The organism is Delftia sp. GW456-R20, assembly GCF_001622915.1.
Classification (GTDB): Bacteria; Pseudomonadota; Gammaproteobacteria; order Burkholderiales; family Burkholderiaceae_C; genus Comamonas; species Comamonas acidovorans.
In genome coordinates, this window is record NZ_LWCN01000005.1 from 821,984 (window position 1) to 836,254 (window position 14,271).

General features: G+C 69.9%; 13 protein-coding genes. 6 read left to right on the forward strand and 7 right to left on the reverse strand.

Annotated features, from left to right (window positions below):
* The first annotated feature begins 33 nt into the window (after positions 1 to 33).
* The 5 genes from A4F85_RS27575 to A4F85_RS27595 all read left to right on the forward strand — a co-directional run bounded on the left by A4F85_RS27575 (position 34) and on the right by A4F85_RS27595 (position 4,636).
* On the forward strand, positions 34 to 513 hold the full coding sequence (locus A4F85_RS27575; protein ID WP_063328419.1) for a rhodanese-like domain-containing protein: 480 nt from the start codon (positions 34 to 36) through the stop codon (positions 511 to 513).
* 12 nt (positions 514 to 525) lie between these two features.
* Entirely contained in the window at positions 526 to 1,440 is a 915-nt protein-coding gene (gene epsC / locus A4F85_RS27580) for a serine O-acetyltransferase EpsC (protein ID WP_016450784.1), read from the forward strand.
* Positions 1,437 to 1,709, forward strand: a complete 273-nt coding sequence (locus tag A4F85_RS27585) for a helix-turn-helix domain-containing protein (protein ID WP_012207587.1) — start codon at positions 1,437 to 1,439, stop codon at positions 1,707 to 1,709. Before epsC ends, A4F85_RS27585 begins: the two co-directional genes overlap by 4 nt.
* 83 nt (positions 1,710 to 1,792) lie before the next feature.
* Positions 1,793 to 2,725, forward strand: a complete 933-nt coding sequence (locus tag A4F85_RS27590; RefSeq protein ID WP_013800566.1) for a family 2A encapsulin nanocompartment shell protein — start codon at positions 1,793 to 1,795, stop codon at positions 2,723 to 2,725.
* 12 nt (positions 2,726 to 2,737) lie between these two features.
* Positions 2,738 to 4,636, forward strand: coding sequence for a family 2A encapsulin nanocompartment cargo protein cysteine desulfurase (locus A4F85_RS27595; protein ID WP_063328420.1), 1,899 nt, complete (start codon positions 2,738 to 2,740; stop codon positions 4,634 to 4,636).
* 9 nt (positions 4,637 to 4,645) lie between these two features.
* Here A4F85_RS27595 and A4F85_RS27600 read toward each other — a convergent pair whose 3' ends face one another.
* Positions 4,646 to 5,701: an isocitrate/isopropylmalate dehydrogenase family protein gene (locus A4F85_RS27600; protein ID WP_063328421.1), complete on the reverse strand. Its 1,056-nt coding sequence runs from the start codon at positions 5,699 to 5,701 to the stop codon at positions 4,646 to 4,648.
* 76 nt (positions 5,702 to 5,777) lie between these two features.
* The gene (locus A4F85_RS27605; protein WP_063328422.1) at positions 5,778 to 6,749 is read right to left on the reverse strand and encodes a tripartite tricarboxylate transporter substrate binding protein; all 972 of its coding nucleotides are present in this window, start codon (positions 6,747 to 6,749) and stop codon (positions 5,778 to 5,780) included.
* Between the two features lie 125 nt (positions 6,750 to 6,874).
* On the opposite strand from A4F85_RS27605, the gene A4F85_RS27610 reads away from it, so the two are divergent.
* On the forward strand, positions 6,875 to 7,759 hold the full coding sequence (locus A4F85_RS27610; RefSeq protein WP_063328423.1) for a LysR family transcriptional regulator: 885 nt from the start codon (positions 6,875 to 6,877) through the stop codon (positions 7,757 to 7,759).
* A gap of 3 nt (positions 7,760 to 7,762) precedes the next feature.
* Here the strand turns inward: A4F85_RS27610 and A4F85_RS27615 are convergent, their stop codons facing one another.
* The 5 genes from A4F85_RS27615 to A4F85_RS27635 form a co-directional block, all read right to left on the reverse strand.
* Entirely contained in the window at positions 7,763 to 8,854 is a 1,092-nt protein-coding gene (locus A4F85_RS27615; protein WP_063328424.1) for a porin, read from the reverse strand.
* A 202-nt stretch (positions 8,855 to 9,056) separates the two neighbouring features.
* Positions 9,057 to 10,673: an ABC transporter substrate-binding protein gene (locus A4F85_RS27620; protein ID WP_192368331.1), complete on the reverse strand. Its 1,617-nt coding sequence runs from the start codon at positions 10,671 to 10,673 to the stop codon at positions 9,057 to 9,059.
* Between the two features lie 46 nt (positions 10,674 to 10,719).
* Positions 10,720 to 12,183, reverse strand: a complete 1,464-nt coding sequence (locus A4F85_RS27625) for an amidase (protein WP_063328426.1) — start codon at positions 12,181 to 12,183, stop codon at positions 10,720 to 10,722.
* 13 nt (positions 12,184 to 12,196) lie between these two features.
* Positions 12,197 to 13,015 carry an ABC transporter permease gene (locus A4F85_RS27630; RefSeq protein WP_063328427.1) on the reverse strand — a complete coding sequence of 273 codons (819 nt, stop codon included), beginning with the start codon at positions 13,013 to 13,015 and terminating at the stop codon, positions 12,197 to 12,199.
* A 4-nt stretch (positions 13,016 to 13,019) separates the two neighbouring features.
* Entirely contained in the window at positions 13,020 to 14,033 is a 1,014-nt protein-coding gene (locus A4F85_RS27635; protein WP_063328617.1) for an ABC transporter permease, read from the reverse strand.
* Positions 14,034 to 14,271: the final 238 nt, after the last annotated feature.

Genomic DNA, 14,271 nt, shown 5'->3' on the forward strand with positions numbered 1-14,271 from the left:
ACCAACCCGCGAATTCTCCGCAAGGACGACGACATGACAGCCCTCACTTTGGAAACCGCCTTGCCCCAGGCGCTGCAGGAGGCACAGGACCACGCCCACGCACAGGGGCTGGGCCACGCAGGCGGCGTGCGCCCGCCCGTGGCCTGGGCGCTGGTGCAGGCCGGCCAGGCCGTGCTGGTCGATGTGCGCACGGCCGAGGAACGCAAGTTCGTCGGCCAGGTGCCCGGCACCCTGCACGTGCCCTGGGCCACGGGCACGGCGCTGACGCGCAACCCGCGCTTTGCCCGCGAGCTGGAAGCGCGCCTGGCACCGCACGGCGGCAAGGAGGCCGTGGCCCTGCTGCTGTGCCGCAGCGGCAAGCGCTCGGTGCTGGCGGCCCAGGTGGCGGCCCAGGCCGGGTTCGCCCATGTGTTCAACGTGCTCGAAGGCTTCGAGGGCGAGATCGACGCGCGTCAGCAGCGCGGCAAAAACGACGGCTGGCGCTTCCACGGCCTGCCCTGGATTCAAGACTGAAGGAGCACGCAGATGGCCAGTTTCGACATTGCCGGACTCACCCAGAACCTGCATGCGGCGCGCCGCGAATGGCGCGAGGCGCACGGCCGCACCCAGGAGCCCGGGGCACGCGAGTTTCCCTCGCGCGACGCGCTTTCCACCCTCATCGACCAGCTCAAGGCAGCCCTGTTTCCCATGCGCCTGGGCCCGCACGACCTGCGCCAGGAAAGCGAGGACATCTTCGTGGCCCACCAGCTGGACTCGGCCCTGCATGCGCTGCTGGGCCAGATACGTCTGGAGCTGCGGCTGTCCGCGCCCCACTCGGCAGCGGGCGCCGACGCCATGGCGCTGGACATCGCACGCGCCTTTGCCGAGTCCCTGCCCCAGATCCGCCGCCTGCTCGACAGCGATGTGCTGGCCGCCTTCCAGGGCGATCCCGCCGCGCGCAGCGTGGACGAGGTGCTGCTGTGCTATCCGGGCGTGCTGGCCATGATCCACCACCGCCTGGCCCACCAGCTGTACCTGCTGGAGCAGCCTCTGCTGGCGCGCATCGTGGCCGAGCTGTCGCATGCGCAGACGGGCATCGACATCCACCCGGGCGCGAAGATCGGGCGGGGCTTTTTCATGGACCACGGCACGGGCGTGGTGATCGGCGAGACCGCCGTGATCGGCGAGCGCGTGCGGCTGTACCAGGCCGTCACCCTGGGCGCCAAGCGCTTTCCCACCGACGAGCACGGCCACCTGCGCAAGGGCCTGGCGCGCCATCCGGTGGTGGAGGACGACGTGGTCATCTACGCGGGCGCCACCATCCTGGGCCGCGTCACGCTGGGGCGCGGCGCCGTCATCGGCGGCAATGTCTGGGTGACCGAGGACGTGCCGCCCGGCGCCCATGTCACCCAGGCCCATGCGCGCGAGCACGCGCAGCAGCCCCGGGAGGTGGCCCTATGAGTACCCGTCTTGTCACCAGCTTCGGCATTGCCGTGCGCCAGGCGCGCGAGGCCCATGGCTGGTCGCAGGAGCGGCTGGCCGAGCACTCGGACCTGAACCGCTCCTACGTGGGAGAGATAGAGCGCGGCCGCGTCATCGCCTCGCTGCTGACCGTGGAGAAGCTGGCCGTCTCGCTGGGCGTGCAGCCCTCGGCCCTGGTCATGCGCGGCGAGACCGTGGCCCACGACCAGCTGGTGCGCGGCCTGCGCTTGGCGGCTATAGCATGTTGAAGACATGTGCGCGGGCCGGGACACTGGCCCTGTTTCCCCTCCTTCCCCTTCCCTTTTTCCTGAACTGATCACGGAGTCTGCACATGTCGGCAACAGTGGGCGGCACGACCGCGCTAGGCGACAACGCCGCGCGGCAACTGGCCAACGCAACCAAAACCGTTCCCCAGCTTTCGACCATCAGCCCGCGCTGGCTGACGCACCTGCTGCAATGGTCGCCGGTGGAGGCGGGCATCTACCGCCTCAACCGCGTCAAGAACCCGGAGGCCATCAAGGTCACCTGCACGGCCAAGCAGGAAGACAACCAGCTGCCGCGCACCTATGTGGACTACGAGGAGCAGCCGCGCGAGTACTTCCTCAACGCCGTCTCCACCATCCTGGATGTGCACACGCGCATCTCCGACCTCTACAGCAGCCCGCATGACCAGATCAAGGAACAGCTGCGCCTGACCATCGAGACCATCAAGGAGAACCAGGAAAGCGAGCTCATCAACAACCCCGACTACGGCCTGCTGGCCCAGGTCACGGACGAGCAGCGCATCTTCCCGCTGACCGGCGCGCCCACGCCCGACGACCTGGATGAGCTGCTGACCAAGGTCTGGAAGGAGCCCGCCTTCTTCCTGACCCATCCGCTGGCCATTGCCGCCTTCGGCCGCGAGGCCACGCGCCGCGGCACGCCGCCACCCACGGTCAGCCTGTTCGGCTCGCAGTTCATCACCTGGCGCGGCATTCCGCTGATCCCCTCGGACAAGGTGCCCGTGGCCGATGGCAAGAGCAAGATCCTGCTGCTGCGCGTGGGCGACAAGCGCCAGGGCGTGGTCGGCCTGTACCAGCCCGGCCTGCCGGGCGAGCAGAGCCCGGGCCTGTCGGTGCGCTTCATGGGCATCAACAACCATGCCATCGCGTCCTACCTGATCTCGCTGTACTGCTCGCTGGCCGTGCTCACGCCCGACGCGCTGGCCGTGCTCGACGATGTCGAGATCGGCAAGTACCACGACTATCCCGACACCTACAAGTAAAGAGGCCGGGCGTTGACCGTGTCTGCAATCACCTCCGTGGCGCCCCAGGCGCCCTTCGACCCCGAGGCGCTGGCGCGCATGGCCAACGCCCTGTTCTCCGCCGCACCGGGATCGGCTCCTGCCCTGCCGGGTCTTCCGGGTCTTCCCGGCCTGCCTGCTGGCGTGCAGGCCCCCGTGAACGTGGCGCCGCCCGGCTCGCCGCTGGCCAGCCCGGCAGGCCTGGGCCCCGGCGTGCCGGGCACGCCCATCCCGCAGGGCCTGGCGCCGGGCAGCAACCTGCTGCCGGCCTCGCCCGCGCCGCTGGCCTCGCTGGCCCACCGCGCACCCGCGCTGCTGCCCCATGCCCAGGCCGGCAACGGCGTGCCCGACCATGTCGTGAGCGCCCTGCCCGCCTACGAGCCGCGCCTGGGATCGCAGGTGCTGGGCGTGCCCCAGCGCCAGGGCGATCCGCTGGATGCGCTGGCCGCGCTCCCGTTCACGGCACCTGCTGCACCTGCGTCACCCGCCGTGCCGCGCATCGGCGTGCCCACCGAAGGGCCCGGCATAGCGTCCACCGTGCCTTCGGCCGAGCCGCGCTTTTACTTTGTCGATCCCGTGGTGCTGCCCTCCGGCTACACCACGCCGGCCCATCCGCTGCAGCGCCAGCAGGCTTCGCACGGGGCAAGGCATGGAGCGGCCGGCGTGCAGGCGCCCTTCGACGTGCATGCCGTGCGCCGGGACTTTCCCATCCTGTCCGAGCGCGTCAACGGCCGGCCCCTGGCCTGGCTGGACAACGCGGCCACCACGCACAAGCCGCGCGCGGTGATCGAGCGCATCCGCCACTTCTACGAACACGAGAACTCCAACATCCACCGCGCGGCCCATGAACTCGCTGCCCGCGCCACCGACGCCTACGAGGGCGCGCGCGAGCGCGTGCGCCGCTTCATCAACGCGCCCGACGTGAACGAGGTCATCTTCGTGCGCGGCACCACCGAGGCCATCAACCTCGTGGCCAAGAGCTGGGGCTGGCAGCATGTGGGCGAGGGCGACGAGATCATCGTCTCCCACCTGGAGCACCACGCCAACATCGTGCCCTGGCAGCAGCTGGCGGCCGCCAAGGGCGCGAAGATCCGCGTGATCCCGGTGGACGACTCGGGCCAGGTGCTCATCGATGAATACCGCAGGCTGCTGAACCCGCGCACCAAGATCGTCTCCGTCACCCAGGTCTCCAACGCGCTGGGCACGGTCGTGCCCGTGCAGCAGATCGTGGAGCTGGCCCACCAGGCGGGCGCCCGGGCCCTGGTCGATGGCGCGCAGTCGGTCTCGCACATGGCCGTGGACGTGCAGGCCATCGGCGCGGACTTCTTCGTGTTCTCGGGCCACAAGGTCTTCGGGCCCACGGGCATCGGCGTGGTCTGGGGACGGCGCGAGGTGCTGGAGGACATGCCACCCTGGCAGGGCGGCGGCAACATGATTGCCGACGTGACCTTCGAGAGAACCGTCTACCAGCCCCTGCCCAACACCTTCGAGGCCGGCACCGGCAACATTGCCGACGCCGTGGGCCTGGGCGCCGCCATCGACTACGTGCAGGCCCTGGGCATGGAGCGCATCGCGCGCTACGAGCACGATCTGCTGCAGTACGGCACGCAGGCGCTGGCGCCCATCCCCGGCCTGCGCCTGATCGGCACGGCGGCCGACAAGGCCAGCGTGCTGTCCTTCGTGCTCAAGGGCTGGACCACGGCCGAGGTGGGCGAGGCGCTCAACGCCGAAGGCATCGCCGTGCGCACCGGCCACCACTGCGCGCAACCCATCCTGCGGCGCTTCGGCGTGGAGACCACGGTGCGGCCCTCGCTGGCCTTCTACAACACCACCGAGGAAATCGACCGGCTGGCGGCCGTGGTGCAGGGGCTGGCGGCGCGCAGGCGGGGTTGAGCCCCGGGCTCAGCCCAGGCGTCTTGCAAAGGCGTCGCCCGTGGCGGCCGTGCCCAGGCGGCCGCCCACGTCGCGCGTGCACTCGCCCGCCTGGATGGCGGCCACAACGGCCTCCTCGATGGCGTGCGCCGCCGCCTCGAAGGCCTGCAGTCCCCGGCGCTGGCCATGCCAGCCCAGCAGCTGGCCGGCCGACAGGATCAGCGAGAACGGGTTGGCAATGTCCTGCCCCGCAATGTCAGGCGCCGAGCCATGTGCGGCCTGGCCCATGGCGTGGTCCCGGCCCGCATTCACCGAGCCGCCCAGGCCCAGGCTGCCCGACAGCTCGGCCGTCAGGTCCGACAGGATGTCGCCGAACATGTTGGTCGTGACGATCACGTCGAAGCGCTGCGGCGCCCGGACCACGTGGGCCATCATGGCGTCCACGATGAAGTCATCGACCTGCACCTCGGGGAAGTCGCGCGCCACTTCGTGGCAGACGTCGATGAACATGCCGTCGCCCAGCTTGAGCACATTGGCCTTGTGCACGATGCTCACGTGGCGGCGGCGCGCCATGGCCAGCTCGAAGGCGCTGCGCGCGATGCGCTCGCAGCACAGGCGCGTGATGCGGCGCAGCGAGACCACGACATCGGGCGTGATCAGCATCTCGCTGCCGCCCGACTCCACGTTGCGGTCCGCGTAAAAGCCCTCGGTGTTCTCGCGCACCACCACCAGATCGAACGCGCCCACCTTCTGCTCCATGCCCGGATAGGTGCGCGCGGGGCGGATGTTGGCGTACAGGTCCAGCTCCTTGCGGAAGAACTTGGAGGGGTTGATCTCGCCCCTGGCCTCGTCCTTGAAGTCGTAGGTGGCCATGGGGCCGAGCATCAGGCCGTCGGCGGCCCGCACCTTGTCGAGCAGGGCGGGCGTAACCGTAGCGCCGTGGCGGCGCAGGCTTTCGTGGCCGGCCACATCGTGCTCCAGCACCAGGCCCAGGCCGAAGCGCCGGGATGCGGCCTGCAGCACCTGCACGGTGGCCGCCATGGTTTCCGGGCCGATGCCGTCGCCGGGCAGAACAATGATTTTCATGAAGCGTTTTCCAGACTGTGTTGAGAGGTGTTGGGGGAGGGGTGTGATGAAGGGACACCGGCCGGCGCCCCCGCCGTCATTTGTGCTGCAGCCCTGATTTGGCGGCAATGCCGCGCCACAGCGCCAGTTCCTTGCGCAGCTCCTCGCCGAAGGCGGCCGGCGTCAGGCGCACGGCGCTGGCGCCTTCGTGCTCCAGTCGGCCGGGCATGGGTTCGGCGGCGGCGGCTTCGTTGACGGCGCGGTTGAGCGCATCGACGATGGCTTTGGGCGTCTTGCCTGGCGCCAGCACGCCCCACCAGGTGCCGACCTCGAAGCCGGGCAGGCCTGCCTCGGCCACCGTGGGCGTGTCGGGAAACAGCGGCGAGCGCCGCGCGCTGGTGACAGCCAGCAGCGGCAGCTTGCCCTCGCGCACCTGGGCCAGGATGGTGGGCACGGTGGCAAAGAACAGGTCCACGCGGCCGGCCAGCAGCTCCACCGTGGCTGGGCCGCTGCCCTTGAAGGGCACATGCGTGAGCTCCAGTCCTGCGCGCTGGCGGAACATCTCGCCGGCCAGGTGGTTGATGCTGCCGTTGCCGGCCGAGCAATAGTTCAGCCCCTGCGGCTGCGCCCTGGCCGCCGCCACCAGTTGGGCCACGCTGGTGGCGCCCACCTGGCGCGAGGCCACCAGCAGCAGCGGCCCCCGGCCGATCATGGCCACGGGCGCGAAGTCCTTGAGCGGGTCGTAGGGCAGCTTGGCCTCCACGGCGGCATTGGTGATGAAGGTGGAGGTGGCGAACAGCAGCGTGTAGCCATCGGCCGGCGCCTTGGCCACGGCGGCTGCGCCAATGGCGCCACCGGCACCGCCCCGGTTGTCCACCACCACGGGCTGGCCCAGGCGCTCGCCCAGGTTCTTGGCGATGTCGCGCGCAATGCTGTCGGTGCCGCCACCGGGCGCAAAGGGAACGACCAGGGTGATGGCGCGCGCCGGGTAGGACGGCTGGGCCAGGGTGGCCAGCGGCAGGGTCAACAAGGCCGCCAGCGTGGCGCGCAGCAGAAGAAAGGGGGGCATCGGTGTCTCCGGTTCTTGGTCTTCGGGAGCGGCGCACCGGACCCGGTCACCGCATGCCTTGAATGTTTACCGCACGCACTCATGCTGTAAATTGCAAAAATCCTTTTGATTGAACCGATCTGCGCATGAATTTCGACCTGGCCGACCTGCGTGCCTTTGTCTCCGTTGCCGACCTGGGCAGCTTTCGCGCGGCGGCCGAGGCGCTGCATCTTTCCCAGCCCGCGCTGTCGCGCCGCGTGGACAAGCTGGAGCAGGCGCTGTCCTTTCGCCTGTTCGAGCGCACCACGCGCAAGGTGGAACTCAATGCCATGGGGCGCAGCTTCCTGCCGCGCGCACGCCATGTGCTGGCCGAACTGGAGAGCGCGCTGCTGGGCATGGGCGAGCTGTCCGAGCGCATCCACGGCCTGGTCTCCATCGCCTGCATTCCATCGGCCGTGGAGCATTTCCTGGCCGGCACCGTGCGTGCCTTCCACCAGCAGTTCCCGCGTATCCGCGTGCGGCTGCTGGACCAGAGCGCGCCCGACATCCTGCTGGCCGTGGCCCGGGGCGAGGCCGACTTCGGCATCAGCTACCTGGGCACGCAGGAGCCGGACCTGGATTTCGAGCCCCTGCTGTCGGAGCCCTTCGTACTGGCCTGCCGCAGCGACCACCCGCTGGCGCGCCGGCGCAGGCTGCAATGGGCTGAACTGGACGGGCATGACTGCGTGATGCTGGCGCCGGGCAGCGGCAACCGCATGTTGATCGACCAGGCGCTGGGCACCACCGCGGCGCGCGTGCGCTGGAGCTGCGAGGTGCGCCATGTGCCAGCCCTGTTGAGCCTGGTGCAGGCCGGTGTGGGCGTGGGCGTGGTGCCGCGCCTGGCCATGCGCCCGGGCCTGGTGGGCATTCCCCTGGTGGAGCCGGCCGTGGCCCGCAGCGTGGGCGTGGTGCGCCCGCGCGGCCGGCCGCTGGCGCCCGCCGCGCAGGCGTTCAGGGACCTGCTGGGCGCAGGGGCAGCCGGGAAAGCCTGATGCTCAGAACAGATGGGACACGCCGATGGCCGTGAACGAGGGATCGGCGCCTGCGCCGGCGAGGGCCAGGCCGTTGAGGGTGATGGCGGAAGCCCCTTCGTTGTTCACGCGCGCATAGCGGGCATAGAGCGTGGTGCGTTTGGACAGCGCGTAGTTGTAGCCAAGTTGCAGACCGGTGGCCCGGCTGTCCGTACCGCTGACGCGCCGCTGCGCCAGTTGTGCGATCAGCGCGTGCGGCCCCTGCACGTTCCAGCGTGCCGACAGCATGCCGTTGCTGCTGGCCGGCACCCCCGGCAACTGCGACAGATTGCGGTTGAAGGTGGCATACAGCGTGACATCGCCCAGCCGGTAGGTGGCGCCCAGAAAGTGCGATTCACTGAAACGGGGCTGGGCCACAGGCGCCGCCGCCGTACCGTTGTAGTTGCGCTGGTAGCCGTAGCCCAGATAGACCGGGCCCTGCGCATACTGCAGGTTGAAGCCCAGGCCGCGCCCGGAGCTGTTGCCGGCCTCGCCCGCCGTGACCATGGCCTCGCTCCAGACACCGCCCACGCGCGGGCTGGTGTAGCGCAAGGAGTTGTCCTGAAAGCCCGGCGTGAAGGCCGTCGATGTTGCGCCCGTCTGCTGCAGGAACATGTTCCAGCCCAGCGAGGTGCGGTTGCGTGCCAGCGGATCGGAGGTCAGCCCGACAACGAAGGTCGGCGACCACATGCGCCCCATGTCGATGGCGCCCCAGGGCCCGGACAGGCCCACATGCACCCAGCGCCCGAAGAACTTGGAGGCATTGTTCTGTGTGCCTTCATCGGCATTGATGGCCGATTCCAGGCGGAAGCTGGCCCTGAGCCCGCCGCCCAGGTCCTCGCTGCCGCGAAAGCCGAAGCGCGACACCGTCTGCAGCCCCGAGCTGAGCCGACCCACATGCGACTGCCCATTGCTGGCGCGCTCCATGCCCAGGTCCACCGCACCGTAGAGGGTGACCTGCGAGCGTCCGCCGCCTGCGGCCTCCTGGGTGTCTGCATCCGCCTGGGCAAACGCCGGCACTGCCGAGGCCAGCGTGCCTGCGGTGGCCACGCCGATGAAAAATGTCTTGCCGTACATGGACCGGGAATCCTTTGACTGAAAGTGCTCTGGAAAGCGTTGAAAGATCGGGCCGGGGCAGGGGTTGCGGTGGGCCGTGGCGGGTTGCAGCGGATCGCGGCACCCGCCGCCTGCGCAACGTCCTGCCCCTTGAAATCCAGTCTAGGCAGCGCCTGTGGTTTCGACTATTCGAAGCTGGGGATCACGCGATGCGTGTTTGGGATCACGGCGCCTTGGGCTCCACCCAGGCACGGGAGAAGCTGCCGGCAGATTCCTCCACGCCCTCCAGCAGCCCGTGCACACGGCGGCTCCACACGTTGCCGCGCGGCACGCTGACCAGGGGCAGCAGCGGCAGCTCGTCCATGGCGATCTTCTGCAGGCGATGCCACAGCGCGGTGCGACGCGTCTCGTCGGTCTCCAGCGCGGCCTGCGCCAGCAAGTCGTCGGCCTGCGCATTGCGAAAGCCCGAGGCATTGACAAAGGGAATGCCCTTGCCCGCATCGGCCGAGGCATACAGGCGCTGCACGCCCGCAGTGGGGTCGAACAGGGCGCCCAGACCGTTGACCTCGAAGTCGAAATCGCGCTGCTTGTACACGCGCTGCACAAAGCCACCCAGGTCCTGGCTGCGCACGGTGACATGGATGCCCACCCGCGACAGCGCCGCCTTCACGTAATCGGCCACCAGCTTGAGCGTGGCGGTGGGAAAGTAGTCCAGCGTGACCGAGAAGCGCCGCCCGCCCTGGCCCCGGGCAAAGCCTGCCTGGTCCAGCAGCGCGTTGGCGCGGTCCACATCGTGGGCATAGGGCCGCAGCGTGGCGTCATGCCAGGGCGCCAGCGCGGGTGGCACGGGCGTGGCCAGCGGCTGGGCCAGGCCCTGGTAAGCGGCCTTGTTGAGAAAGTCCAGGTTGAGCGCGTGGGCCACGGCACGGCGCACCTGGGCATGGGAGAAATGCGGATTGCCGAGATTGAACTCCACGGCCGCGATGTTGTTCAGGTAGGCACTGGGCAGAGCCTGTGCATGCAGGCGCGGATGTTTTGACAGCCGGGCGATATCGTTGAGCGATACGGAGGTGCTGAAGTCTGCGGCCCCCGTCTCCAGCGCAGCGGCAATGGCCGCAGGATCTGCCGAAAAGCGGTAGATGAGGCGGTCCAGATAGGGCAGTCCCACGTCCCAGTAATCGGGGTTGCGCTCCAGCTCGGCATGCGAGCCGCGCACCCATTGCCTGAAACGGAACGGCCCCGTGCCCACGGGCGCGGCCGCGTTGCGCGCTGCCGCCTCCGGGCCCTGGGCATGGAGATGGCGCGGCACGATGGGCGACTCGGCCGATGACAGCGAGCGCAGCAGATAGGGCGCAGGCGCCTTCAGGTGCAGCACGGCCGTGTGCGCATCCGGCGTCTCCACCCGCTCCAGCTGGGCCAGCGTGCCACGCCCGCGCGGATTCACACGCTGCAGCTCCTGCAGGGAAAAGGCCACGTCGGCCGAGGTAAAGGGCTGGCCGTCGTGCCAGCGCACATTCCGGCGCAGCGTGAAGCGGTAGCGCCGGCCGTCGGCCGAGACCGACCATGCCGTGGCCAGCAGCGGCTGCGGCGCAAAGCGGTCGTCAAAGCGCAGCAGCCCTTCGGTGATCTTGGCCGAGATGTCACGCGTGCCCACGGTGATGTTCGCCAGCGATAGCAGGGCCGGCGGCTCGGCGCCGATGACGGTGAGCGTGCCGCCCCGCACCGGCGGGGGTAAGGGCAGGGAGGAAGAGTCCTGGGCGCGGGCGCACCAGGGAAACAGCAGGCCAGGGCCGGCCAGGGCCAGAAAGCCCCGGCGCGGCATGCCGTGGACAACAGACATAGACACTCCAGTCAGACAGGTAAGGAAACAGGGATGCGCACGGGGTTCACACAGGGGCCACACAGGGCGGGCGCTGCTGCGCCCAGGGAGCCAGGCATTCCAGCGCGGCGGCCAGCTGCAGCAGCCGCAGCTCGCCATGCCAGGGGCCGACCAGTTGCAGGCCCACGGGCAGGCCGGCGCGCGTCCAGCCCACCGGCACGGTCAGGGCAGGATGGCCGCTGAGGTTGAAGGGATGACAGTGGTGTATCCAGGCCGTGCGCAGCGGGCCCCAGGCCTGTCCGTCGATGATCAGATCGGCCGATGGTTCGGCCTCGGCCAGCACGGCCGGGGCCGACAGCGTGGGTGTGGCCACCACATCGGCCTGCTCGAACAGCGCCTGCACCTGCCGGAACATGGCCGTGCGCCCGTGCAGTCCCTGCAGCAAGGGCTCCCTGCCCAGCCGTGCACCGGCCTGCAGGCGTTGGCGGAATGTGGGAGGCAGTGCGGCAGCGTGCTCGCGCAGCAGGTCGCCGAAGCGGTGCTGGTTCACGGCCGCAGCCACAGCCCCGAGGATGGCGCTGGAAGCGCCGAGGTCCACGTGCCCCTCTTCCACACCCGCCCCTGCACCGGCCAGCCTGGCCAGTGCCTGCTCGCACAGCGCGCGCACTTCCGCGTCCAGCCCTTCGGCGCCTTCACCGCCAGCCATGAACGGCAACCAGCGCAGGCGCAAGCCAGGAATGGCGCGCAGGCTGCGGCCGGCCTCGGCCGCTTCACGCAGGCCCGTGGCAGGCGGCGCGGCCTGCGACCAGGGATCACCGGCATGGGGGCCTGCAATGGTCTGCAGCACGGTGGCCAGGTCATGCACGGTACGCGCCATCGGCCCGGTCTGCCCCAGGGAGCCGAAGCCGTCGGGCGGATCGTCACTGGGGATCAGGCCATGCGTGGCCTTCAGGCCCAGCACGCCGCAGCAGGCGGCCGGCACGCGCACCGAGCCGCCCGCGTCCGTGCCCAGTGCCAGCGTGCTGGCGCCCACGGCCACGCTGGCCGCACTGCCGCCGCTGGAGCCGCCCGGTGTGCGGCGCGCGTCCCAGGGGTTGAGCGCGGTGCCATAGTGGGCGTTCTGGTTGGTCGGCCGGTGGCCGAACTCGGGCATGTTGTTCATGCCGACGAAGACAGCGCCAGCAGCGCGCAGCCGCGCCACCGCCGGATCGTCGTGTGCGCACAGCTGTCCGCCGAACAGTGCCGATCCATGGGTGCGCGGTGCCGCCCGCACGGCCAGGCAGTCCTTGACGGAAAAGGGCACGCCGCACAGCGGATGGTTGTCGCGCCGCTCGCGCCAGGCACGCTCGGCGCGGTGCGCGGCCTGCAGTGCGGCATCGCGCCCGGTCCAGGTGAACAGGCGCAACGGCGTGTCCAGCGCCTGCATCGCCTCGATGCGTTCGAAGGTGGCGACCGCCACCTCCACGGGGGAGAGTTCACGCGCGGCGAACCGCCGGGCCAGGTCCTGGGCGGACAGCAGGGTGATATCCATTGGGGGGCCGCCGTCAGCGCCCGCGCAGGCGCGGGTTGAGGTGGTCGTTGAGCGCATCGCCCACCAGGTTCAGGGCCAGCACCACCACCGAGATGGCAGCGCCGGGCAATGTGCTCAGGTACCAGTCGGTGCGCAGCGCATCGCGGCCCGCGCCTATCATGCCGCCCCAACTGAGCACCTCGGGGTCGCCTATGCCCAGGAAGGACAGCGCGGATTCGAGCAGGATGGCGCTGGCCACCATCGCCGAGGCGGTGACGATGACGGGCGCCAGCGCATTGGGCAGGATTTCGCGGCAGATGATGTGCAGATCGCCAAAGCCCTGGCTGCGCGCGGCCAGCACAAAGTCGGCCTCCCGCAACTGGCGAAACTGGGCCCGTACCAGGCGGGCGCAGCCCGGCCACGACGCCAGGCCGATGGCGAAGGCCACCGTGCGCGATGACGGGCCTGCAATGGCGACGATGACCACGGCCATGAGCAAGGTCGGCGTGGTCTGGAAGAGTTCGGTCAGGCGCGTGAGCGCCTTGTCCGCCCAGCCGCCGTAGTAGCCGCCCACGGCACCGGCCACCGTGCCTATGGACAGTCCCACCAGGGCCGCGCAGGCCCCCACCTGCAGCGAGGCCCGGGCACCATGGGCGAGCTGGGCTGCCAGATCACGTCCCAGCGCATCCGTTCCCAGCGCAAAGGCGGGGTCCTGCAGGGGCCACAGCAATGCAGGACCGGCCATATCCAGCGGATCACCCGGGTAGAGCCAGCCCGCCAGCGCGGCGGTGACGACAAACAGCGCAAGAATGGCCAGGCCCAGCAGAGCAGACAGGGAAATGCGCGATGGCATGGCCCTACCCTCCCGCCGCCGTGGCGGCCCTGGATGCCACGGACATGCGCGGGTCAATGGCCGCATGCAGCAGATCGACCAGCACATTGGCCACGATGACCACCAGCGAGGCCAGCAGCAGGACGCCCAGCAGCAATCGGAAGTCGCGCGCCATCACGGCCTCCAGCGCCAGGCTGCCCATGCCGGGCCAGCCGAACACGGTTTCGATCACCACCGAGCCGCCCAGCAGGTTGCCGATGTGCAGGCCAGCCACCGTGGTGACGGGAATGAGGGCATTGCGCAGCACATGGCGCAACTGCACGGTCACCGGCCCCACGCCCTTGGCGCGCGCCGTGCGCACGAAGTCCTGCCCGGCCATCTCCAGCATGGCGGCGCGCGTCAGCCGCGCATAGATGGCCACGAAGAAGGTGGACAGTGCCAGCGCGGGCAGCGCCAGATGCCAGGCCCGGTCCGTCCAGGCAGGCCAGCCCTGCAGGTCTGACCCGGCAGAAAAGCTGCCGCCGCTGGGAAACCAGCCCAGGTGCACGGCAAAGCCCACCACCGCCATCAGGCCGACCCAGAAGCCCGGCATGGAATACAGCACCAGCACCCCGGCCGACAGCAGCCGGTCGGGCCAGCGCCCCGCACAGCTGGCCATGACCACACCGGCAGCCATGCCCACGGCCAGTGCAATGGCCCAGGCCGAGAGCATCAGCTGCAAGGTGCCCGGCAGACGCGAGGCGATCAGCCCGGCCACGGGGGTCTGATAGCGCAGCGACTCGCCCAGGTCCAGCCGCGCCAGCCCCAGCAGATAGTGGGCCAGCTGCGTGAACAGGCCCTGGTCCAGCCCGAAGCGGGCCCGCCACTGCGCCATCAGCTCGGCCGTGGCGCTGCCCGACTCGGCGGCCAGCACATCCGCCGCGTCGCCGGGAACCAGCTGCAGCAGCAGGAAGTTGAGGATGACGATGCCCAGCATCGTCGGCAGGGCCTGGGCCGCCAGGCGGCACAGGCGGGACAGCAGGGGGAAGGAGGCAGGCATGGGCGAGGGATCGCAGGGCGAGGGAAGACGGTCAGCGGCCACGGGCATCGAGGCTACAAGCCGGTGCAACGGGTGCAGGCAGTGCGGACGAAAGCGCTGAACGGCCGTAAGAAAGGACGGAAGAGGCAGCGCGGCAATTCACCACGCCAGGAGCATGCGCAAAGTCTAGGAGCGCATGCCCCTTTTGCCGTGATCGAACGCGGGGATCACCCCATACAGCTTTGCGATCACCCGCTTG